A 23,126-nucleotide genomic window follows, 5' to 3' on the forward strand; every position below is an offset into this window, starting at 1 on the left:
TGAATTCCTTCCCTTCTATGAAAACGCTGAAATACGCTTTTGCCGTGGCCCTGATGGGTTCGGCCAGCCACGCTTTTGCCCAATATCAAGTCGATGCCCTTCGCAATTCGCAGTCGCAGCCTATAGGTACGGCCCGCACGCTGGGCATCGGCGGGGCCGGAGCCGCCATCGGCGGCGACTACGGGGCGGTGGGCATTAACCCTGCCGGACTGGGCATGTTCCAGCGCTCCGAAATTTCCTTTTCGCCGGGCGTTTCGTTTCTGAACACCAGCAGCCAGGGTTTCGGAACGACTACCAGCGAGTCGCGCAACAACCTGAACGTGGCCAGCCTCGGGATGGTGTTCGCGCATCGCCGGCCCGACGGCGACCCCAGCCCCTGGCGGGCAGGGGCCTTCTCGCTGGGTCTGATTCGGACGGCCGACTTCAACCAGCGCTTTCGTTACGATGGCAACCCGCCCCAGAACCAGGACTTTTTCCAGCGCCTGGATGAAGACCACGGCGGTGCCCTCGACGAGTTGGCTTACAACACCTTTCTGACCGACTCCATCAATGGTGAGCGGCGGCTTTCGGACCCTTTTTTAGCCACTGGTTTCGGTGACCAGCCATTGCGCCAGGGTGAAACCGTGAACACTACGGGCGCCAACACCCAGGTTGATATTGCCTACGGAGCCAGTTATCAGGACAAATTCTACATCGGGGGCGGGGTGGGCATTGTGCTTAGCCGCTACAGCACGGAAAGAATCACGACCGTTGTTGACCCCCAGACCGTGACGGACGAAGAGGCGACGTCGTTTGGCTCGCTGCGCCTGCGTAGTGCCATCGATACCCGCGGTACCGGCATAAATGCCCGCCTTGGCCTGATTTACCGACCCGTCGATGCCCTGCGTATTGGTGCCTCCATTCAGACGCCCACGTATTTTCAGTTCGACGAAACGTACAACGCCTCATTGCAGGCCCAGTTCGATAAGCCCATCAAGGTGGGTAACCAGACTTATTCGTCGGCCAGCGACGCCATTGATGCCGAACAGCTGAGCTACACGCTCACGACGCCGTTCCGTGCTACCGGTGGTATCTCGGCCGTAATCGGTAAGTATGGTTTTCTGAGTGGTGACGTGGAATACCTCAATTACTCGCAGGCGCACCTAGCCAACAATGCCAACGGCTCGTTCGCCAACAGTGCCCGCGACTTTGGGGGCGATAATGATGCCGTGAGCAGCCTTTATTCCAGCGCCGTAAATGTGCGCCTCGGTGGCGAGCTGCGCCTCGATGTGCTGCGAGTACGGGCCGGTTTCGCCCACTACGGCGACCCCTACCGCGACGTTTCGGTCAGCCAAGGGCGTAATTACTTCACGGGTGGATTGGGGCTACGCCAGGGCAATTTCTTCTTGGATGTGGCCGGCGTATATGCCCAGAGTAAGCAACTCTACAGCCCTTACACGTTGTTCGTGAGGAACACCAAAACGCCTGTGGTAGAGGTAAACAGCAAACCCCTGACGACCACCATCACGGCCGGCATCCTCTTCTAGGCTGCTAGCCGAGTCGCCACTCCAGCAGTTATAGCTAATCGGGCCGGACCGTGGCGCATACGTGCGTTACGATCCGGCCCGGTTGGTTATAGGCTTGCTAGGCGCTGCTACTTGCCCACCCGCACCTGCACCCGGATAGACCGAGTACCGGTGGTAATGATTTCCTCGACGTACAGCAGGCCGTACTTGCCCTCGGGCGTTAGGAAGGCGACGACCTGGTCTTTGGCAAGCGGACCCGTGTTGGCTGGCCGCGCGAAGTTGGTGCCGCCATTATAGGCCGCCGTGAAGTTTGCTGCCGTACCCGCCGCCTGGAAGTCGCTTTTCGTGAGGGCGGTGCGCCGGATGAGGGTGGCCAGGCGCTGGGGCCACTTCGAGGCTAGGCCCAGCGAATCGTCGGCGGGCGTAGAGAGGGTGGGGGCCGCCGTGCCGCGTTCGGGCCGGAACACCAAATCGATGAGTTGCTGGTTGGCGGGCTGGTTACGCAGGCTGAAACTGGGTAGCACGAAGCCCTCGCGCAGAGCCAGGAACCGGCGCCGGCCCAGGGCCCCAGGTGCTTCCAGGGTTGCCGTGTAGTTGTGGAATACGGCCGCCGAATCGGTGCGGCCTAGGCGTAGGCGCTGGCTGCTTTTACCCGTCCGGCCCTCGGTGTCGGTGGCCATATACGACCAGGTTTCGACCCCGGCAGTGGTGCGGATGCCATGCACGCTCTGGAAGTACAGCTCGCTGAGCGCAGAAACGGTGCTGTCGAGGTAAACTAGCGTGGTTTTGGGGGCCTTGGTGAGGTCGGGGTACGTGTTGTAGAAGAGTGGGTCGAGCGGCTCGGGGATAGGGCTATACTCAACCGTAATGCGTACCTGCTTCAGCGGGCTGTCGCCGTCGGCGCGGGCCAGCATGCCGGTGGCCACGGTGTCGCCGGGCGTCGTGAGGAGGCGGTTGGCGGTAGACAGGCGGGCGCTGGCCACCAAATCGACCTGGGGGCCGGGCTCAAGGGCTGGCTGGCAGGCGGCCGCCAGCCCGGGCAAGGCCAGCAGAAGTATCGAACGGAAACGCATACGGCAGGAGATAGGCAGTAAAGATACACGGGAAAGCCCGCCTGGGAGCCGGCCCACGTGCAACCTTGCGGGCCGCATTGCCTACCTTAACGGCATATTCCCGCCGACATTTCATTTCAACCCGCATGAAATTACGTTCCCTGGGCCTGGCCCTGCTGTTAACCACCGCCAGCCCCATGCTGCTGCCTGCTACCGCCCCGGTGGCCTTCGCTCAGCAAAAGCAAAATATCACCCTCGAAGACATCTGGCAGAAGGGCACGTTCTCCGCCAAGTCGGTAGCCGGCTTCAACTGGATGAAGGACGGCCGCTACTACTCCTCGCTGGCCAAGGGCGACTTGGTGCAAAACGACGTGACCACCGGCCAGCCGGTGCAAACGATAGTGGCGGCGGCAGACCTCAAACTGCCCGGCCAGGCCCAGCCCCTGCCCGTGGATGGCTACAGCTTCAACGCCGACGAAACCAAAATCCTGTTCAGCACCGCCACCGAACCCATTTACCGGCGCAGCAGCAAGTCGACTTTCTATGTCTACGACCGCTCCACCAAGCAGCTCGTGCTCTTAAGTGCGGGCGAAGGCAAGCAGCTTTACGCCACGTTTTCGCCCGACGGCAAGCGCGTGGCCTTCGTGCGCGACAACAACCTGTTCGTGACTGACCTGGCCACAATGCGCGAAACGGCCGTGACCACCGACGGTGAGCTGAACAAGATCATCAATGGGGGTACCGACTGGGTGTACGAGGAGGAATTCGAGTTCGCCCAAGGCTTCCAATGGTCGCCCGATTCGCGGCAGGTAGCGTTTTACCGCTTCGATGTAAGCGCGGTGCCCGAGTACAACATGCAGGAATGGGGCCCGCTGTATCCGCAGGACTACCGCTACAAGTACCCCAAGGCCGGCGAGAAGAACTCGACCGTGGGCGTGAGCGTGTACGACGTGGCCGCGGGCCAGACCGTGAAGATGGACGTGGGCCCGGAGGCCGACCAGTATATTCCGCGCATTGGCTGGACCAAAACGCCGAACCTGCTCAGTATCCGGCGCATGAACCGGCTTCAGAACAAGCTCGAAATTCTGCACGCCGATGCCCGCACCGGCAAAACCGACGTGGTGCTGACCGATACTGACCCGGCCTACGTGGAGGTAAACGACGATTTACGCTACCTCGAAGGCGGCAAGCAGTTCCTGTTTACGAGCGAAAAGGACGGCTACCGCCACCTGTACCTCTACGACATGAAGGGCAAGCTGGTGCGCCAACTCACGAAGGGCAACTGGGAAATTGCCAGCATTGAGGGCTTCAACGAGAAGAAAGGTGAGGTCTACTTTATCAGCACCGAGGAGTCGCCGCTGCAACGCCACCTGTACAGCATCAACCTGAAGGGCAAGGGTAAAACCCGCCTCAGCGAAGCTGGCGGGGGCGTAGATGTGGTGAACATGAGCCCCGACACCAAGTACTACCTTAACTACCACTCCGAGGCCGGACAGCCCCAGGTAGTGAGCCTGCGCAACGGCCAGGATGGCAAGCTGGTGAAGGTGCTGGAAGACAACGCCGCGTTGCGCCAGAAGCTTACCGGCTACAACCTGGGCAAGCTGGAATTTATCAATTTCAAAACGGATGAGGGGGTAGACTTGAACGCCTCGGTGCTCAAGCCGGCTAATTTCGACCCCGCCAAAAAGTACCCGGTGCTTATGTACGTGTACGGCGGCCCGGGCTCGCAGACCGTGAAGGACGACGCCGGCGGGGGCATTGCCTTCACCAACTACCTCTGGCACCAACTGTTGGCCGAGCAGGGCTACATCATCGTGAGCGTGGACAACCGGGGCACCGGGGCGCGGGGTTCGGCGTTCAAAAAGAGCACCTACGCCAACCTGGGCAAGCTCGAAACCCAGGACCAAGCCGCGGCTGCTCGCTATTTCGCCACCCTGCCCTACGTGGATAAGTCCCGCATTGGCATCTGGGGCTGGAGCTTCGGGGGCTACATGACCACGCTGGCCCTCACCAAAAACCCCGATCTGTTCAAGATGGGCGTGGCCGTGGCCCCCGTTACCAACTGGCGCTACTACGACACGGTGTACACCGAGCGGTTCCTGAAAACGCCCCAGGAAAACCCCCAGGGCTACGACGACAACTCGCCCGTGCAGTTCGCCGACCAGCTCAAAAGTAAGCTGCTGCTGGTGCACGGTACCGGCGACGACAACGTGCATTTCCAGAACTCGGTGGCCTTCGTGGATGCCATGATAAAGGCCAACAAGGACTACCAGACGCTGTATTACCCCAACCGGAACCACGGCATTTACGGCGGCAATACCCGCCTGCACCTGTACCGCCAGATGACCAACTTCGTGCTGCAAAACCTGTAGGCTGAGTTGGAAAGCGGTACTGTTCAATCAACAGCGGCGGCTCCTGATGGGGCCGCCGCTGTTGCTTCGGGGAGTGCCAGCAGCTGGTGCAAGGGGGGGCGAAGAAAGCCGGCCTCAAGGAATATTATGGTATTAAACCGCGTTGACAAGCTGCTTTGTGGGAGAAAAAGCCGAATTTCGGCCACTTCCCGTTTCCTCCGACTCCCTACCTGCGATGCTTGCCCGACTTTCCAGCCGATTTCTCCTGTTGATGATGAGTAGCGGGCTGCTACTGGCCTGCCAGCCCGAACAAGCAACTGAGGAAACGACTGCCCCGCCCGTGTCGCCCGCTTTGGCCGACACACTGGCTTACGACTCGCTCGATACGCCCCTGGCTGCCACGCCCATCAAGCGCGACTGGCACCGGGTGGAGCGGCCCACCCGCCGCCGGGCCCCGCTGGTGGTGTACCGCAGCTCGCGCCCGCCCCAGGACGAAACGCCGCCCCCACCCGCCGAACCCCGCCTCCAGGACCTCACGCTTAAGCCCAGCGAGTACTTCCAAATCGACCCCACCAAGGCCGCCGAAGTGCGCGGGCAGGAGGGCACCATCGTTCGGTTTCCGGCCGGGGCGCTGGTCGATGGCCGGCAGAAGCCGGTAACCGGCACCGTGTGGGTAGAGCTGAAGGAGTGCTACTCGGGCTCGTCGATGCTGCTTTCCAACCTGCTGACCGAAACCGAAGCTGGCCGGCCCCTGGAGCTGAGCGGGGCGGTATTGGTGCGGGCCTCGGCCCACGGCCAGCAACTGGCCCTGGCTTCGGGCCGCAACTTTCAGTTGGAGTTGAAGGGCCGCTCCCGCAACACGCCGCTGTTTTATGGCCAGGCCGAAAGTAGCGGCAGCGTCGTGCGCTGGGCCGAGGGCGAGGCGGCCCCCGCGCCGTCGAGCCAAATCCTGACCAAGGCCCAGCGGATGCCCCGCTACGGCCAGGGTCCGGCCGACATCAACAAGCTCATCCGCTACCCCCAGCAGGCCCAGGTTAATCAAACCGAAGGCCTCGTGTTTGCCTCGTTTGTAGTAGATGAGAGCGGGCGCATCCGGGAGCCCCGCATTTTGCGCGGCCTCGGCAATGGCTGCGACGAGGAGGTGCTGCGGGTGCTGCGCCAGACTTCGGGCCGCTGGACACCGGGCCAGCAGGACGGCCGTTTCGTGAAGGTGCGGTTGGTGCTGCCGGTGCGCTTCAAGTTTCAGCCCGGCCAGGCCACCGCCCCCGAAACCGATTTGGCCGCCGCCCCCGAGCTTGAAGCTCCAGATGAGGCCGCGGCCGAAACAGATCTGGCCGTTACGGCTAATGCCTTGCAGCCCAGCCGCCTTGGCTGGCTGGCTGCTGGCCGCCCTTGGGCTGGCAAAGCGTCGCCGCTGTTCGTGCCCGCCTTCGTGGCCAACCCCCAAACGGCCGTGCGGTTAGTAGTGCCGGGGCGGCGCGTGGTAGTGGGCGGCACCCCCCAGGAAGGTGGCTACCAGTTCATGGCTGCCCCCGCCGGCGCTACCATCGTGGGCCTGCGCTACGAGAACGGTGCGCCCTTCCTGGCCCGGGAGGCCCGCCCCGCCGGCGCCCCGCCCGTCGATACGCTCCGCTTCGAGGAAACCAACCTCACCGACCTGGAAACCACGCTCAGCCGCCTGAATTGAATGACGTTCTTTCTCACTACCTCTCTCTCTATATCAGCGGCGCGGGCCTAGTTGCAAGGTCAGGCAGGAGTCAGAGCGCACCAGCACGGTGGTTTGGAAGAACTGTTGCCAAGTGGCGGTGGCTTGGCGGCCGCACACGACGACGATTTCGCCGGGCTGGGCTTTACCCGTTTGCCAGGGGCCCAGCCGCCGCACCCAGTGGCCAAACTGATACTCGGCGGCCAGGCGGTAAAATTCGGGGGAGTCGTTGAACGAGCCGTCGGTGCCCAGAATGTAGCGGTTGAGGTTGGGCAGCTGCTGGCGCTGGTAGCGCAAATGGTGCCCGTACACCAGCTGGTGGTTTTCGAACCGATGGTTGGAAAGCTTGCGGAGGTACTGAATCTGATTCAGGTAGGGAAACGTGGCCAAGGCCAGTACGCCCGCCACCTGTGCGGCGTAGCGCAGCGGCCGCCCCGGTGCCACGGCCGCCCGTACCGTCCGAAAGGTAGTAGTGAGGCCAGCGGCTACCAGCAGGGCCAGCAGCGGAAAGGCGGGGGCATCGTACCAGAAAAGTTTGGTTTGGGTGAGGGCCAGGACCAGGTAGAAAGACGCCACTACGGCCGTCAGGACCCGCGCCAGCCACCAGGGCCGGCTGCCCCGCGGCGTCCACCAGCCCAGGCTGATTCCCAGCAGCGCAGGGAGTAGCCAGAGGGAGAACTTGTACTCGGCCAGTAAGTTGAAGTACCACTCGAAGGGCTTGTAGTGGCCTTCGAGCTGGTTGCCGGCCGGCCCCCCCACCTCGTAGTCCCACACGGCCGCCAGGTAGCCCGGGGCAGCGGCTTCACGCACTACGTACCAGCCCACGGCCAGCACCAGCACCAACCCGGCGGCCAGCCAGGGGGCCGGTCGCCGGAGCCGGGCCGCGCCGCCCGTCAGGGCCACGGCCAGCAGCAGCCCTGGCCCGAACATGGCCCCGGCAATGCCCTTCGTGAGTACGGCCGCCGCGAAACTCAGGCCCGTGGCCCCGGCCCAGCGGCGGCGGCCAGTGCGCAGGTAGGCCAGCCAACTCAGTACTCCAGCCGTGGTACAAAGGGTTAGCATGGCATCGAAATCGGCGGTGCGGGCCACGTGAAACGTGATGTACCCAGGGCTGGTGAGCAGCACCAAGCCGGCCAGCAGGCCCGCCAAGGGGCTGCGCAGCCAGCGGGCAGCAGCGGCGTAAATGAGCAGCACCGTGGTTAGAGCTGCCAGGGCCGCGGGCAAGCGCAGGCCCAGTTCGGTGGGGCCAAATAGCCGGATGCTGCCGGCCAGTAGCCAGGTCCAGAGCGGGGGCTTGCTGTTCCAGAGGTCGGGCTCGTTGAGGTAGCGAATCACCAGCCAGTCGTGGTGGACGAGGATGCCCAGCGCGTCGAGGGCCGTGCGCGACTCGTCCCACTGCTGCACCGGAAAGGAGGTGAGCTGCCAGAACAGCGGGAAATAAGCCAGGGCTAGCAGCAACAGCAGCGGCCCAAAGCGCCGCCACCAAGGCAGCGGACGGGTAGAGAGGGGAGGGGCGGACGAAAACACGGGGAAAGATAAGCCTAACGGGCCAGCAGTGCCCTCTGCGGCGACCGACTGGCGACGACTTCCCGCTACTCGTCGGCGCGGCTCAAAATTTCACGCATACGTTCTGGGGCTCAGTGAAAAACCGCAGCGCTTCGAGCCCGCCCTCGCGGCCTACACCCGAATTTTTCATGCCGCCGAAGGGGGTGCGCAGGTCGCGGTGCAACCAGGTGTTCACCCATACCACCCCGGCGTGCAGCTGCGGGGCCAAGCGGTGGGCCCGGGCCAGGTCGCGGGTCCAGAGGGTGGCCGAAAGCCCGTACTCGGTGCCGTTGGCCCAGGCCAGCGCCTCGGCTTCGGTGTCGAAGGGTGTGAGCGTAACGACGGGGCCGAAGATTTCCTCCTGGTTTACCCGGCAGCCCGGGGCCAGCCCCTCGAACACGGTGGGCTGCACGAAATAGCCCCCCGCGCAGCGGCCCGACAGTTGCTCGCGCTGCCCGCCCGCTAGTAACCGCCCGCCTTCCTGGTAAGCCAGCTCGATGTAGCTCAGGACTTTGTGCAAGTGGGCCTCGCTCACTAGTGCTCCTTGGTCGGTGGCCGCATCGAGCGGGTCGCCCACGCGCAGGGCAGCCACCTGGGCCAAGAACTCGGTTTTGAACTGCTCGTAGATGGGGCGCTCGATAAAAATGCGGGAGCCGCAGAGGCAGATCTGGCCCTGATTGGCGAAGCTGCTCCGCACGCTGGTGCGTACGGCCTCAGTTAGGTCGCAGTCGGCAAACACGAGGTTGGGGTTTTTGCCCCCGAGTTCCAGGGAGAGTTTTTTGAACAGCGGGGCTGCCGTGCGGGCCAGGTGAGCCCCGGTGGCAGTGCCGCCCGTGAAGCTGATGGCCCGGATGCCGGGATGCTCTACCAGGGCCTGCCCGGCGCGCGGACCGGTGCCGTGCACCACGTTGAGCACACCCGGAGGCAGACCGGCCTCAATAGCCAGCTGGCTGAGCAGAAAAGCAGTGCAGGGCGTCAGTTCCGAGGGTTTGACTACCACGCAGCAGCCGGCGGCCAGGGCCGGAGCAATCTTCCAGCTCAGCAGGTAGAGCGGCAAATTCCAGGGCGAAATGCAGGCTACTACACCCAGCGGGTGGCGCACCGTGTAGTTGAGGGCCACACCTTCCTGCACGTGCGCTTCGGTGGCGAAGTGCTGGGCCAGCGTGCCGAAGAAAGCAAAGTTGCTGGCCGCCCGCGGGATATCGAGGGTGCGGGCCAGGCGCAGGGGCTTGCCGTTGTCTTGGCTTTCGGCCTGGGCCAGGGCCTCGAGGTCGCGCTCAATCAGTTCGGCCAGCCGCACCAGCAGGCGGCCTCGCTCCTCGGCTGGCAAGGCCCGCCAAGCCGGTAGGGCCGCCTCGCCCGCCCGCACGGCCGCATCCACGTCGGCCGCATCCGAGTCGGGCACCTGGGCAAAGGCCTGGCCGGTAGCCGGTTCGATAACGGGCAGGTAGCACCCCGCCCCCGGCGGCACCAGTTCGCCCCCGATCAGGTTGAGTAACTGCATAGGGAAGGTTGTGAGAGAGGTTGGGAGGTGAGAAAGAACGTCATTCTGAGCGAAGGCGGAGCCGGAGTCGAAGAATCTCTGCCGCTTCGTTGTGGACGGCAAGGTTACCGTTGCGGTAGAGATTCTTCGACTCCGGCTCCGCCTTCGCTCAGAATGACGTTCTTCCTACCTGCTCACTTCCTTACCTTTCCTCCTCACCTCCCACCTCCTCACTTTTCCTCCGACACGATATAGAGGGGGCGTTGGCGGGCGTTGGCGGAGAGGCGGGAAATGTACTCGCCGATGATGCCGACGGCAATCAGCTGGACGCCGCCCAGAAACAGGATGCTGATCATCAGCGAGGCCCAGCCCGGCTGGTAGTCGTGGGAGATAAAGCGGGCGTAGAGGGTGTAGAGCATCACCAGGAAGGCAATGCCCGACACCACGAAACCGCTCACGGTGGCCGCTTTCAGGGGCACGTCAGAGAAGGCCGTGATGCCGTCGAGGGCCAGCCGGAACATTTTGCGGTAGGTGTAGCCGGTGGTTCCGCTGGCCCGCTCGGCCCGGTCGTATTCGAGGTAGGTCTGGCGGTAGCCAATCCACGAAATCTGGCCCCGGATAAACTTGCTCTGCTCCGGCATCTGGCGCAGGGCGGCCACCACCTTGCGCGAAATCACCCGGAAGTCGCCGGTATCGACGGGAATGGAAATGTTGGTGATGCTGGCCAGCAGGCGGGAAAAAAGCTTGGCCGTAAGCTTTTTGGCCACGCTTTCGCCCTGGCGGCTGCGGCGGCGGGCGTACACCACTTCGTAGCCTTCGCGCAGCTTCTGGTGGAGGGCGGGGAGCAGCTCGGGCGGGTCCTGCAAGTCGGCGTCGATGATGGCCACGGCCTCGCCCCGGGCCCGGTCGAGGCCGGCCGTCACGGCAATCTGGTGGCCGAAGTTGCGGCTGAAATCCACGAAGCGCACCCGCTCGTCGCGGGCGGCCAGTTGCCGGATCAAGGCCAGCGACCCGTCGTGCGAGCCATCATTAATGAAGATGAGCTCGTAGCCGCCGGGCAGCGCCATTGGGTCGAGCACCCCGCACAGCCGCTCGTAAAGGGGGCCGAGGTTGGCCTCTTCGTTATAGATGGGAATGACGACGGACAGATCCACAGGGCGGGGGCGGCTGGGCGAGAGTAGAAAGGGAAGGCGCGGGTAAAGATAAACGCCCATCGCCACCGGCTGCCTTACCGGGCCGGGTGCGTGGCGGCCGGCGGGGGCCGGCGTACAATGCGCAGCAGGTTGTAGCCTTCGCGCAGCAACAGCCGAAAGTTCATGCGGCTGAATACCACGCCGGGCCGCAGCTGCACCCGCACGGGCGTTACCCGCAGGCCCGGCACCCGGGCCGCCCAGTACAAAAACTCCAGATCGAAGAGGTAGCGGTCGACGTGAGTTTGCAGAAATAGGGCTTTTCCAGCCTGGTTGAACCCCTTGATGCCGCATTGCGTGTCGGAAACGGGCAGGCGCAGCAAATGGCGGGTGCAGAACCGTAAGGAGCGCGAAATGGCCGTCCGCACGGCTGGCACCTGCTGGTAGTAGGTGTCGGTGCGGGCTCCTACCGCCACGTCGCACTGGTTGGCCAGCAGTGCCCGCACCACGTCGGCCACGCCTTGGGGCTGGTACGGAAAGTCGATGTCGGTGAACAGGCAGATGCGGTGTTGCGCCCCCAGCATGCCGTAGCGCAGGGCGTAGCCTTTGCCCCGGTTCTGGGCGTAGGTGGCGTAGCGGAAGCGGGGGAGGCTGCTTTCCAGCAGCGCCAACTCGGCCGGCGTGGGCGGGTGGGTCGAGCCGTCGTTGATTACGTGCACCGTAAAGTCCACTTCCGGCAGGTAGCCGCCCAGTTCCTGCATGCTGCTGATCAGGTTCGCCGCCCATTCGGCGGGCGGGTTGTAGCAGGGCAAAACTAAATCGACGGGAACGGGCATAGGATAGCGGAACGGACGCAATAACGCAGGTTAATCCTGAAGAGGGAAATTGTTCTTAAAGTAGCGGCCGGGCGTCGGTTGGTCGTACACGTCGGTGAAAGCGGGCCGGATGAGCAAGTGGGCCGTTTCGAACGGGTCGCCGGTCAGCTCCACTACCAGCCGGTTGTTAGGATTTTGGAGCCGCAGTACCACGGCCACCCGCATCCAGCCCCGGTACACCTCCTGGCTCAGGCGGCCCAGCTTTTCGTGCTCGCCCACCACCTGCCCCGACTGCCCGTCGAGCTCGCGCACCCGCAGGGCGGGCAGGTTGCCCGCGCCCACCACCCGCACCCAGGTCGATATCTCGTAGTGGGTGGTGTCCTGGGCCCCCGGAATAGGCCCCTGGAACAGCACCTCCTGGTTTGCTGCCTTCCGCGAACCGCCGCCCAACGGCGTCGCCGGGCTGCCGGCCACCGGCCAGGTGCGGCGTACTGCGTCGGGGGGCAGGCCCGGCGAAGCCGCCGCTGCGGCCAGGGCCGCCAGGCGGTAGGGTTGGGCTTCGAGGGCCTCGACGGGAAGCGAGTACAGGCTCACTCGCCCATCCTGGAGCAGCAGCCGGCCCAGGGCCACCAGCCGCTGCTCGGCGGGCGTCAGGGTTTCATCGGTAACCAGCAGCAGCAGGGGCTTGCGCGAGGGAAAGTCCTGGAGAATGGTTTTGGGCAGCTCGGGGGCCGACATCAATTGGGTCGCGGCCAGGCCCTGGGCCTGGGAAGTCCGCGACATGGCCGAGGCCACAATTGGCAGGCCCGAGCTCAGGGACGTGCGCATGGCTTCGTAGGCCGAAAACGGCATGTCGTTGGTGCCGAACTGCTCGGGACCCAGCAGAAAGTAGGGCAGGGGCAGAATCGCCTGGTAGTCGCTGCTGCGAGTGCCCTGCCAGCTAATGAAGTTGATGTACTTATCGGTGGGGTTTAGCAGGGCGTCTACCGTGTACTGCGGGTTCTGGTTGGTTTCTTTGATGCGGTGAACCCAGGTGTCGAAGTTGGTGCGCGCTTCCCAGGCCCAGACAATCACGACCAGCGCCAGCATTGTTCGGGCAAACCGCCCGGCCCGGCGCAACTGCAGGTAGCGGGCCAGCTGGTAGAAGTAAAACACGGCGTAGACCGTGAAAAAGTAGTAGAATATCCAGGCAAAGCGGCCGATGGAGCGGAACTGCTTCAGTGGCTTGATCCAATCCAACAAGCCTTCGAGCCCGAAAATAAAGGGCACCCCGCAGGCAAACAGCAACGTGAGCAACCCGGCGTACACGCCAATGCGCAGTGGGCGCGGCAGCACCGGCACCAGCAGCAGCCGGAATCGGCCGCGCACCAGGTAGCGCACCGCCTTCACGGCCGTGAGTATTAAAACGAGCAGCGCCACCAGGCCCACGTAGGCCCGGCCCTCCCCGTTGCCGGCTTCGGTGTTGAAAGCAGTGCGCCAGAAAGTGTCGAGGGGGTCGAGCGGGGGGAAGAAGACGCTGGCGAAGCTGGCCCGGTACACCAGGAAGCCGTAGGGCGTGCTGGGGCGGTCGGTTAGGGTATCGGTGAGGGCCATAAAGACCTGAAACAGCACGATGGGCGCCACGGCTGCCCCGGCCACCCGCAGAAACAGGTCCCACGAATAGGCCGAGCGGGTGCCGGCCCGGCGCTGCAGCAACGCCACCAACGCGTACGACAGGCCCAACAGCGCCGTTATCAGCAATAAATACGGGTGGAGCAGGCCGGCCAGCAGGCCCACGAGGGCGTAGGCCACCAGCGGCCCCCAGGCCCGGGGCGCATCGAGGGCCCGCACCAGCAGGTACCACAGCAGCGGAATGACAAAGGCATACGAGAGGGCGTAATGGCCCAGCCACCGCTCCAGCTGCGGGGCCAGAAACGTAATGAGCAGCGCCCCCACAATGGCCGGCCCGGCCGGCAGCAGCACCCGCCGCAGCAGCAGGTATACCACCACCGCCGTGGCGGGCAACGAGAGCAGCAGCAGGGTATTGAGCAGGCCCACGCCCGCCCCGGCTACCGGCATGCCCAGCCCTTGCAAAAAAGCCAGCGGCACGCCCAGCAATGGCTGGCCATCGGCGAAGGTGAGGTGCTCACCGTAGGGGTAGAGCATGCCCGTGAAGTGGGTGCCAGCCCCGTACCGGACGTGGTAGAGCAGGGAGTAGTAGTTCTTGGTGGCGTCGCCGTTGGCGGCAAAAACGTACTGGCCGGGGTGAAGCAAAATCGGGCCCAGGGCCCAGTACATCAGGGCCGCCGTGAGCAGCAGCAGAACCAGAACCGGCACGAGGTGCCGACGGCGGGAAGCGGAGAAAGCCAAGGGAGGGCGAAAAGAGTCGGCGGAAGGGGTGCGTAAAGATAGCCGCTGGCCAAAGATAAGCAGGTGATTCGGCCCAGCTAAGTAAGCCGGCCCGTCGCCGCTCCGGCCCCGCGGCCCCTGGCGGCCCTCTACCTATCTTTGGCCCGACGGCCCGGAGCCGGGTACGACTTATCAGCGCTTTCTATGACTGCTATCCGCCGCGCGGGCACTACCTTTTTCTGGCTGCTGCTGGCCGCCTTGGTGCTTATCAGCGCCGGGCTCTACAACGGCTTCCCACTCGTTACCTCCGATTCGGGCACCTACCTCAACAGCGCCATCAACCGTACCGTGCCCGACGACCGGCCCCTGACCTACGGCCTGTGGGTGCTGGTAACGGGGCTACGCAAAACCCTTTGGCTGGTGATTTTCGCCCAGGGTCTGCTGCTGGCCGCCTTGCTCTGGCGCACGATGAGCGCCTTCGCGCCCCGGCTGCGGCACCCGGCCGGTCGGCTGGCCCTGGTGGCCGGCGTCGCCTGGCTGACGGGCGTAGCCTGGTACAGCAGCCAACTGATGCCCGATATTTTTACGGCCATCGGGCTGCTGGCCCTGGCCCTGCTGCTACTCAGCCGGCCGGCCGTGGCCGAGCGCTTGGCCTTGCTGGCCGTGCTGCTGCTGGCCGCCATCATGCACTCATCCAACCTGCTTACGCTGCTGCTCACGGTGCTGGCCGTGGGCGCCGTGGCCTGGGGGCAGCACCTGTTCCGGCGGGGAATTGTGCACCGGCCCACCTGGTGGCTCACGCTGGCCGTTACGCTGGCCGGCTGGCTGGTGCTGCCAGCTTTGCACGCCGGTTTCGGGGGCGGGTTCACGCTGTCGCGGGCTTCCTCGGCATTTCTGGTGGCTCGCCTCTCGGAAAGTGGGGTGCTGGAAAAATACCTGGCCGATAACTGTGGCCCCGACAACAAGTACCGGCTCTGCGAATTCCGCAACCAGCTGCCCAACGACGCCATTACCTTTATGTGGGACGCCAGCAGCCCACTCAACCAAACCGGCGGCTGGAACGCCAACCGCGCCGAGTACCAGCGCATTTTGCGCGGTATCCTGCTCTCGCCCCGCTACTACCCGGTGCTGCTCTCCGAAACCGTGCAGGCTACCCTGCGCCAGCTCACCCACATCGGCCACGGCGATGGCCTGACGGCGTTCCGCGAAAACACCAACCCCTACTGGAAAGTAGGCGAATACGCGTCCTACGAGCTGAAAGAATATATGTCGTCGATGCAGAACCGGAGCCAGCTGGAATTCCAGGCCCTCAACGAACGCACCTACGGGGCGCACTTGCTGGCCCTGCTGGTGCTGGGCCTGGCGCTGCTGGGCCCTGGCCGGAGACGGGTGGCCCCGGCGCTGGTGGGCTTCGTGCTGGTGGTCGGCGTCGGGATTGGTGCCAACGCGCTGGTAACCGGGGGATTGGCCAACGTGCTCGACCGGCTGCAGGGCCGGGTGGCGTGGCTGCTGCCCTGGGCAGCGCTGCTGCTGCTGGCCCAGTACCTGCCCCTACCGGTCCGCTGGCTCGGGTCGGGCGGCCCCGGTCCTAGCCGGCCCGAATAACCCGCCGCCGGCTTGATTGCCGGGCGGGGTGGCTTATGTTGATATTCTGGCTAATTTCGCCGCTAAAACCTTTTCTGCTTTCTTCATGAAATCATTGCTCTACGCCGGATTAGCCCTTAGCCTGGCCGCTTGTTCCTCCTCCGGATCCGACCAGGCCGCTGCCGGCGACTACATCACACGCAACGACTTCGAGTCGATGATGGGCTGGCTGCCCGATGCCACGGCCCTGACCAAGGAGCACGCGCACTCCGGCAGCTACGCCACCGTGGTGAACCCGGACAAGGAGTTCAGCCTGACCTATAACGCCATGCTCGGCGACATGAGCCCGCACAAGCTGCGCGGCGTGACGGTAGAAGCCTGGGTTTTCCTGTCCGACGACAAGGGCAGCGCCAAGCTGGGCCTCCAGGTCGTGGACCCTGACCAGGACAACAAGGAAGTCTTCGGCGACGGTATCAACCTGAGTGAGCAGGTGAAGGAATACAACACCTGGACCAAGGTGAGCAAGGAGTTTATGCTGCCCGATAACGTGACCTACACCCAGCGCCTGAAGGTGTTTTTGTGGCGCTCCGACGCGGCCTCGCCGGTGTACCTGGACGATTTGACCATTAAGGGCCTGGAGTAATCCGCCCGCCGGTCTGCCCCGGCGTAACCGGCTGCGGCTTGGCCGTGGCCGGTTACGCCGCTAAGCCTATCCATTTCTATGCCCGCACTATCCGCCCGTTTTCCGGCAAGTATCGTTCGTTGGGCCGGGCCGCGCTGGCCCTGGCAGTTGGGGGCGGTGGTGGCCTTCTGGCTGGAAATCCGGTTTTTCGTTGATCTGCGGGGCTATTACGGGCCGTTTTGGAGCCCCGTGCTATTCTATTTGGTGTCGGCCGCGCTCTGCGGCTGCGCCCTGATGGCCCAACTCGATAACCCGCCGGGTGCCGGCCCTGCACCCCTGGAGCGGGGCCGGGTGCTGGGCTCTTGGCTGATGGCGTTGCTGGGCAGCGTGGCCGTGCTGTATGCCCAGGCCCCGGTGCTGGCCGGCCACCCCATTAATGTGCACGAATCGGATATTGTGCCCATTCTGCAGAATTACGTCAGCCGCTTTCGTAGTGGCGAGGTGGTGTACCGCTACATCACCAACCTGCCGTACCCGCTGTTTCCCAACCACCTGCCCCTGCAATGGCTGCCCTACGTGGCAGCCGACCAATTGGGTATCGACTACCGCTGGTGGTCGTTGGGCATCGGGCTGCTGCTGGGTTTTGGGGCCTACCTGGCCTTCCTGAATGGGCTGCGGCTGCGGCTGCTGGCCTTCGCGTTGCTGGCGGTGCTGCCCTGGGGGCTGCTGCACTACTTCATCGCCCTCGACAGCGGCCTGTACGCCCAGACTGTGGAGCTGACCATTGTGGCCTATTACTGCGTGCTGGCGGCGTCCATTTTCTCGCGCTCGGCCCTGGTGCAGGCCGCGGCCCTGGTGCTGTGTCTGCTCTCGCGCTACTCGGTGCTGTTCTGGGTGCCGCTGTTTCTGTGGCTGCTGTGGCGGGAGCGGGGGCGGGGCCACGCCCTGCTGGTGGCGGCCCTCACGCTGGCCGGCGTCGTGGGTATTTACGTGGTGCCGTTTCTGTCGAAAGACTGGACCATCTTCTTCCATGCCCTGAGCGAATATAAAATCGCGACCATGGGCGAGTGGAGTCGGTCGGCCGAGGGTTCCGGGCACCTGTTCGGCGGGCTGGGGTTCGCCGTTTTTTTCTATGAATTCGGGGGTGGCGACCTGGCCGCCCGCATTGCCCTGTTGCAGAAGGCCCACATTCTGGCCTCGGTGGGGGCGGTGGCCCTGAGCGCCGGGGCGTACTGGAAGCTGCGCTTCCGCCTCGACTACCGGACCCTGGCCCTGGTTTCGCTGGGCTTCTACCTGAGCACGTTCTACGCCTTTATCCAGATTCCCTACGCCTACCTAACGTCGCTCACGCTCTTCGTGGGCATGTTCGTGCTGGCCCTGGCCTGGCGCCGCCCCCCCGCGCCGGTTGCCGAAAATCACCGGCGCTAGCACTTCGCGCACCGTGGCAGTTGGCTGCGTTGCGGCCAACTGGCAGTGGCGGAGCTTCAAACGGAAGCAAGACAACCCGCACCATTCCTGCCACATTGGCCGGCCTTATCTCCTCCTTCCTATCCTGCGTTATGTCGTCAGTTGCTCCCGTATCCATGGCTCCCGCATTAGGTGCCGCCGGTCCGCGCCGCCTTTACTCGCTGCTGGCGGTGGTGGTGCTGGCCCTGCTGATGGTGCAGGCCCGCCTCTGGGCGCCCTACTGGGATACGCGCAACGTGCAGGCCATCCTCACCTGGGATGCCATGGGCTACTACCTCTACCTGCCGGCCAAGTTCATCTACCACGACCTGCGCTACCTGCGCTTCGTGCCCGACATCATGCGCGAGTACTCGCCGTCGGGCAGCTTCTACCAGGCCTTCGCGGCCCCGGGCCTCACCGATGGCACGATGGTGATGAAGTACCCAATTGGCGTGGCGTTGTTGCAGCTGCCATTTTTCTGGCTTGGGCACTGGGCCGCCGCGCTCTGGCACTACCCCCAGGACGGCTTTTCGGCCCCTTACCAAGTGGCCATCGCCTTTGGCGGGCTGGCCTACGGGGTGCTGGGTCTGGCGGTGCTGCGCCGGGTGCTGGGGCTCTACTTCGCCGATGGCGTCGTGGCGGCTACGCTCGTGCTGGTCGCGCTGGGGACCAACTATTTCCAGTACGCCGTTTTCGATGCGGCCATGGCTCATACCTACGGCTTCACGCTGTATGCCTTTTTGCTGTGGCTGACGGCCAAATGGCACCGCGCTCCCTCGCGGGCAGCGGCGGCGGGTATCGGCCTGGTGCTGGGCCTGCTGGTGCTCACGCGCCCGACGGAAGCGGTAGCGGCGCTCCTGCCGGTTTTCTGGGGCGTTGGCTCCGTTGCCGCGTTGCGGGCCAAGCTGGCTCTGCTGCGCCAGCGCTGGCCCGATGTGTTGCTGCTGCTGGCCTGCGGCGCCCTGGCCCTGCTGCCCCAGCTGCTCTACTGGAAGGCCATGACCGGCTCGTTTATCGTGTATAGCTACCAGGAGCAAACGTTTTCGCTGCTGCATCCGCATCTGCGCGAGGTGCTCATCAGCTTCAAGAAGGGCTGGCTGGTGTACACGCCTCTGGCGCTGCTGCTGCCGTTGGGCTGGCTGGCATTGCTGCGGCAGTACCGGGCGGTGGCCGTACCGGTGCTGCTCTACGCGCTGGTCAATCTGTGGATTGTGTCGGCCTGGGACATCTGGTGGTACGGCGGCAGCTTCGGCCAGCGGGCATTGGTGGCCTCCTACGCGCCCCTTAGCCTGGTTTGGGCGGCGCTGCTGGCGGCCGTGTTCGGGTTGCGCCGCTGGCGGACGGTGGGCGTGTCCCTGCTTGTGCCCGTGCTGGTACTGCTCGTCGATCTGAACCTGTTCCAGCACTGGCAGTACATGTACGGCATCATTCATACCGAAGACATGACCCGGCGCTACTACCAGGCCATCTTCAGCAAAGCCCGCCCCACCCAGGACGATTATGCCCTGCTCGACGTGCCCAGCCGAATCAGCCAGGTAGCGCCGTTCTTCAGCCGCCGCACGGTGGGCCTGCGCGATTTCGACCAGGAGCCGCTGAACGAGCAGGCGGGCGTTACGAACGAGGCCGGCGCCGAGGGCAGCCACCAGTCGGCGTTGCTGGCGGGGCAGCGGCGGGTGGCCACCACGCCCTTGGTGCTGCGGGCCGATTCGGCGGGGCTGTTTCCGCGGCAGTGGGTCCGGGTGTCGGCCCAGGTGCGCTCGGAGTGGGGCGCCTGGAACGACCAGCTGGTGCTAATGATAGACGGCGCCGGCAAAAGGCCGGTGCGCTACGCCGTGCGCCTGCACAACAATGGCTCCCAGCTGGGCGTCTGGAATAAGGTGTGGTTCGATGTGCCGCTGCCCAACAACCTGCGCCCCACCGACGAGCTGTGCGTATTTGCGGCCAGCCACGATGGTTCCCGGGCGCTGCTGGATAACTTGCGCCTGGAAGTACTCACCCCCCTCACCAAAGCTGCTGCCCCTCGCCAATAACTTCGGCGGTGGCCAGTACTGGCCGTCTTTTTATCCCTCGTTTTTATGAAGCTTCTTCTTGGCAGCTTATCCGTGCTGAGCCTGCTGGCCGCCTGTTCGTCGGAAACCCCGACGACTCCCGTTGCCGATGGCTACATCTCCCACAACGATTTTGAGTCCTCGCTGGGCTGGTCCGGCGACCCGGGAGCCGTGACCAAAGCGCAGGCCCATTCCGGCCAGTATGCCATTTACGTAGACCAAAACCGCGAATTCAGCCTGACCTACGAAGCCCCGCTGCGCCAGATTGTTGGTTTCCAGCCCCGTAGTCTGGAGGTGGAAGCCTGGGTTTTCCTGACCGATGATAACTCGACGGGCGAGCTGGGCGTGCAGATTACTGACCCAATTCACAACGAAAAGCAGCTTTTCGGGGATGGAATCAATCTGCAGGAAGCCGCGAAAGTCCACAACAAGTGGGTTAAAGTATCCAAGAGCATCAGCCTGCCCGACAGCCTGAACCCCGATCAGCACCTGAAGGTGTTTCTGTGGCGCTCCAAAGCCACTTCCCCCGTCTACCTCGACGATATCAGCATTAAGGCCATCGAGTAAGCGGCGCCCGGCAGAACTCGTCGGGTAGTTTTTAGAACGGTTTTCAGGTCCGTGTATGTGCGTCAGCGCAGGGTAGGGGCGGGGCTTGCCCCCGCCCGCCATTGAACGGTAGACTACCGCGTCAAAACAACGATAATCGTTCAACGGCGGGCGGTGGCAAGCCCCGCCCCTACATTGGGCACCTGCTGTATGTCAACCTAAAATTTGCTCTAGGGAGTGATTTCCACCGGAATGCGTACCCGGACCGGCCAGGCGCGGTAGTTCTGGCTAATCAGGCTCACCTCGAACGTGTAGCGACCCGGCTTGTCGGGGGCCTGGAGGGCCAGGGTCTGGGTCCAGGGCTGCCAGATATCCATTTCCAACGTTGTCGTGACGGGCGCTACGCCGCTTGGCCAACTCTGGCCGCGGTAGAAGGCCGTTTGTAGCACGGTCGGGTGCTCGACCCAAGTGGCAGAGTGCAGGGGCCGGAGGGCTTCGGGCACCGCAATACGCACCCGAATAGTATGCTGCTGGCCCGCTGGCCAACTCACGGGCACCGCATCGGGCAGGCTCAGCGTCACCGGCCGGTGGTCGGCAATGTAGGCATCGAGTTCGGCTGGCTCCTGAGGGGGCGACGAGTTGAGCTTTCGGTACGTGGTAGTGGCTGGAAACCGGCTGTACGCGGCCGGCAAGTCAGCCGTCTTCAGGGTTTCGAAGGGACCCAGCAACGCGTCGGGCTGGGCACCCGCCAGCGCCAGCGCATCAAGATCCCAGTCTACGCGGATGGTCTGCACCGAATCAGGGCTTTGCTGGGCGCTGCGGATGAGCGTTTCGCTGGCCAGTGCCCACCAGGGCCAGCCGGCCCGCAGGTGGTGGGGGTCGATGTTGTTGGGGTAAAGCAGGAATTTGCGTTCGGGAAACTGCTTGGTGTAGGCCAGCACCCGCGTAATCCACTCCTGGTATGCCGTGTACGGGGTGTGGCGGTACCAGATCAGGCTAACCCGGGCCACCAGCACTAGGCCCAAAACTACTGCCACCAGGGACGGACCCCAGCGGGGCCAGCGGCCTTCGAGGGCGGGCATCAATTCCAGCGCCAACGGCACGGCCACAAAGAGGGTCAGGGGCAGGTAGAAGTTCTCCAGATAAGTAAGCTCGGTGTAGCCGGGGCGGGTGACGCTGATGATGAAGACGTAGCCCACGACAAACGCCCAGATCAGCAGCAGCCGCAGGTAGCCTAGTTTGCTGCCGCGGGTCAGGTAGAAAATCGTCAGGATTGCCAGCAGCACCGGCAACGCCAGGAATTCGGTGCCGCATAGCTCCCAGAACGTATCGAAGCTACCGAGGGAAAAGTAGTTGGGGAAATACTGGATCAGGTTGGGCCCGAACGTCATCTGCGTGGTCTCGTACGAGCCAGCCGGCGTCAGGATTACCCGCAGGCCGTACGTCAGCAGGCCGATGGCCAGCAGGCCGTAGTAGAGTGGGTCGCGGAAGCGCTGATTGAGCAGCCAGTCGTAGGCCCACAAAAACAGGAACCCCAGCAGCAGCAACGGGTGCGCAAAAATAAATACCGGAATCAGGGCCGCCAGCGCCAGCGTACTAAAGTGCCGCTGCACCGGGGCCTGCCGCGAAATGCCGGCGTAGAACAGCAGCAGCGCCACCAAACCCTGCGGCAGCTCCGACTGCGCCCAAAAGAAGGTGCGCGACGTTAGAAGCACGAAGGCCAGCGCCACTACCAGCGCCACCTGCTCGTTGCGAAACCAGTAGGCGCAGGCCAGCAGCACCCCCAGGTAATAGAGCACGAAAGCCGTGGAATACACCCGCATAACGGCCTCCAGCGGCAGTCCCGTCCGGATAGCTAGCAGCGTGGGCAGCTGCGTTACCATGGCCACAAACCGCCGGTTCTGGATAAACAAGTGCTTGGTCCGGAGGTAGGTGAACAGGTGGTAGGCCAGGTCGTAATAAGCCACCCGCTCTACATAAAAATGCCAGGAAAATACGAGCAGCACCAGCATCGTAATCAGCGCCAGCCAGAGGGGCGTGCGGGTAGCGTAGCGCTTATTTAAAAGCATGTTAGAATGAAAAAGTAGACCCGCCAAACCAACCAAGCTGGCGGGTGGCGACTGATAAAACCGCTTAAAGATAATTGGTCGGCCCCCGCAACGCTATAAGCTGCCGGTCCGGCCTCCGTCTACCGGCACGTTGACTCCGGTGATGTAGGCGGCGGTTTCGGAGGCCAGGAATGCTACGGCGGCGGCTACCTCGGCCGCTTGCCCGAAACGGTGGGCCGGAATCCGGGCCAGCATCCCGGCCTCTACTTCGGCGGTGGGCTGGCCGGTCTGGGCGACCTTTTTCTCGATGAGCGAGATGTGGCGTTGGGTGATGGTGGAACCGGGCAGCACATTATTGACCGTGATGCCGTCGGCGGCCACCTCATTGGCCAGCGTTTTGGCCCAGTTGGCTACCGCCCCCCGGATGGTGTTGCTCACGCCCAGCCCCGGCAGCGGCTGCTTCACCGAGGTGCTGATGATGTTGATGATGCGGCCCCGCTGGCGGGCCCGCATGGCCGGTACCACGGCTTGGGCCAGCAGGTGGTTGCAAACCAGGTGTTGCTCGAAAGCGGCCCGGAATGCCTCCACCGGCGCGTCCAGAATCGGCCCGCCCGCCGGCCCGCCGGTGTTGTTCACCAGCACATCGAAGCCCGAAGGGTGCGTTGCGAGGTACGTCTGCACGGCGGTCCGTACCTGCTCGGGCTGGCTGAAATCGGCCACGACAAAGTCGTGGACCTGGGAGCCGGAGGGCGTGGGCAGCGCGGCCGCAACTTCGCGCAGGGCGGTTTCGTCGCGGGCCAGCAGCGTAACGGAGGCTCCGCGTTGGGCCAGGGCCTCGGCCACGGCCCGGCCGATGCCCTGGGTGCTGCCGCAGACCAGGGCGCGTTGGGAGAGAAAGTCCATGAGGGGTGAATGAGT

The 23,126-nt window shown here is 64.1% G+C and carries 16 protein-coding genes; 8 read left to right on the plus strand and 8 right to left on the minus strand.

Annotated features, from left to right (window positions below):
- Nucleotides 1-17: 17 nt before the first annotated feature.
- Nucleotides 18-1,526: an OmpP1/FadL family transporter gene (locus CDA63_RS02490; RefSeq protein WP_088462868.1), complete on the plus strand. Its 1,509-nt coding sequence runs from the start codon at nt 18-20 to the stop codon at nt 1,524-1,526.
- Nucleotides 1,527-1,633: 107 nt separating this feature from the next.
- Here CDA63_RS02490 and CDA63_RS02495 read toward each other — a convergent pair whose 3' ends face one another.
- Nucleotides 1,634-2,578 (minus strand): hypothetical protein, encoded by a 945-nt coding sequence (locus CDA63_RS02495; protein WP_088462869.1) that lies wholly within the window; start codon nt 2,576-2,578, stop codon nt 1,634-1,636.
- Nucleotides 2,579-2,703: 125 nt separating this feature from the next.
- On the opposite strand from CDA63_RS02495, the gene CDA63_RS02500 reads away from it, so the two are divergent.
- On the plus strand, nt 2,704-4,929 hold the full coding sequence (locus CDA63_RS02500) for a S9 family peptidase (protein ID WP_088462870.1): 2,226 nt from the start codon (nt 2,704-2,706) through the stop codon (nt 4,927-4,929).
- A gap of 214 nt (nt 4,930-5,143) precedes the next feature.
- Nucleotides 5,144-6,595, plus strand: coding sequence for an energy transducer TonB (locus CDA63_RS02505; protein WP_088462871.1), 1,452 nt, complete (start codon nt 5,144-5,146; stop codon nt 6,593-6,595).
- 33 nt (nt 6,596-6,628) lie between these two features.
- On the opposite strand, the gene CDA63_RS02510 is transcribed toward CDA63_RS02505, so the two are convergent.
- The 5 genes from CDA63_RS02510 to CDA63_RS02530 form a co-directional block, all read right to left on the minus strand.
- Nucleotides 6,629-8,140 (minus strand): ArnT family glycosyltransferase, encoded by a 1,512-nt coding sequence (locus tag CDA63_RS02510; RefSeq protein WP_088462872.1) that lies wholly within the window; start codon nt 8,138-8,140, stop codon nt 6,629-6,631.
- Between the two features lie 82 nt (nt 8,141-8,222).
- Nucleotides 8,223-9,662: an aldehyde dehydrogenase gene (locus CDA63_RS02515; RefSeq protein ID WP_088462873.1), complete on the minus strand. Its 1,440-nt coding sequence runs from the start codon at nt 9,660-9,662 to the stop codon at nt 8,223-8,225.
- A 209-nt stretch (nt 9,663-9,871) separates the two neighbouring features.
- Nucleotides 9,872-10,795 (minus strand): glycosyltransferase family 2 protein, encoded by a 924-nt coding sequence (locus CDA63_RS02520; protein WP_199797480.1) that lies wholly within the window; start codon nt 10,793-10,795, stop codon nt 9,872-9,874.
- 74 nt (nt 10,796-10,869) lie between these two features.
- The gene (locus CDA63_RS02525) at nt 10,870-11,607 is read right to left on the minus strand and encodes a glycosyltransferase (RefSeq protein ID WP_088462875.1); all 738 of its coding nucleotides are present in this window, start codon (nt 11,605-11,607) and stop codon (nt 10,870-10,872) included.
- Nucleotides 11,608-11,637: 30 nt separating this feature from the next.
- Nucleotides 11,638-13,902, minus strand: a complete 2,265-nt coding sequence (locus CDA63_RS02530) for a hypothetical protein (RefSeq protein WP_206780448.1) — start codon at nt 13,900-13,902, stop codon at nt 11,638-11,640.
- 216 nt (nt 13,903-14,118) lie between these two features.
- Here CDA63_RS02530 and CDA63_RS02535 point away from each other — a divergent pair, with 216 nt between their 5' ends.
- The 5 genes from CDA63_RS02535 to CDA63_RS02555 all read left to right on the plus strand — a co-directional run bounded on the left by CDA63_RS02535 (nt 14,119) and on the right by CDA63_RS02555 (nt 20,181).
- Nucleotides 14,119-15,519, plus strand: a complete 1,401-nt coding sequence (locus tag CDA63_RS02535) for a hypothetical protein (protein ID WP_088462877.1) — start codon at nt 14,119-14,121, stop codon at nt 15,517-15,519.
- A gap of 85 nt (nt 15,520-15,604) precedes the next feature.
- Complete coding sequence (locus tag CDA63_RS02540) at nt 15,605-16,141, plus strand: carbohydrate binding domain-containing protein (RefSeq protein ID WP_126546698.1); 537 nt, start codon at nt 15,605-15,607, stop codon at nt 16,139-16,141.
- 78 nt (nt 16,142-16,219) lie between these two features.
- Complete coding sequence (locus tag CDA63_RS02545) at nt 16,220-17,548, plus strand: hypothetical protein (protein WP_088462879.1); 1,329 nt, start codon at nt 16,220-16,222, stop codon at nt 17,546-17,548.
- A gap of 131 nt (nt 17,549-17,679) precedes the next feature.
- Nucleotides 17,680-19,596: a hypothetical protein gene (locus tag CDA63_RS02550; RefSeq protein ID WP_126546699.1), complete on the plus strand. Its 1,917-nt coding sequence runs from the start codon at nt 17,680-17,682 to the stop codon at nt 19,594-19,596.
- Between the two features lie 45 nt (nt 19,597-19,641).
- Nucleotides 19,642-20,181, plus strand: a complete 540-nt coding sequence (locus CDA63_RS02555) for a hypothetical protein (protein ID WP_088462881.1) — start codon at nt 19,642-19,644, stop codon at nt 20,179-20,181.
- Nucleotides 20,182-20,390: 209 nt separating this feature from the next.
- Here CDA63_RS02555 and CDA63_RS02560 read toward each other — a convergent pair whose 3' ends face one another.
- Both CDA63_RS02560 and CDA63_RS02565 read right to left on the minus strand, forming a co-directional pair.
- A complete protein-coding gene (locus CDA63_RS02560; RefSeq protein WP_088462882.1) occupies nt 20,391-22,229 on the minus strand; it encodes a hypothetical protein in 1,839 nt (612 codons plus the stop codon).
- A 93-nt stretch (nt 22,230-22,322) separates the two neighbouring features.
- Entirely contained in the window at nt 22,323-23,111 is a 789-nt protein-coding gene (locus CDA63_RS02565) for an SDR family oxidoreductase (protein WP_088462883.1), read from the minus strand.
- Nucleotides 23,112-23,126: the final 15 nt, after the last annotated feature.

The sequence above is a fragment of the Hymenobacter amundsenii genome (assembly GCF_002204745.1).
Classification (GTDB): Bacteria; Bacteroidota; Bacteroidia; order Cytophagales; family Hymenobacteraceae; genus Hymenobacter; species Hymenobacter amundsenii.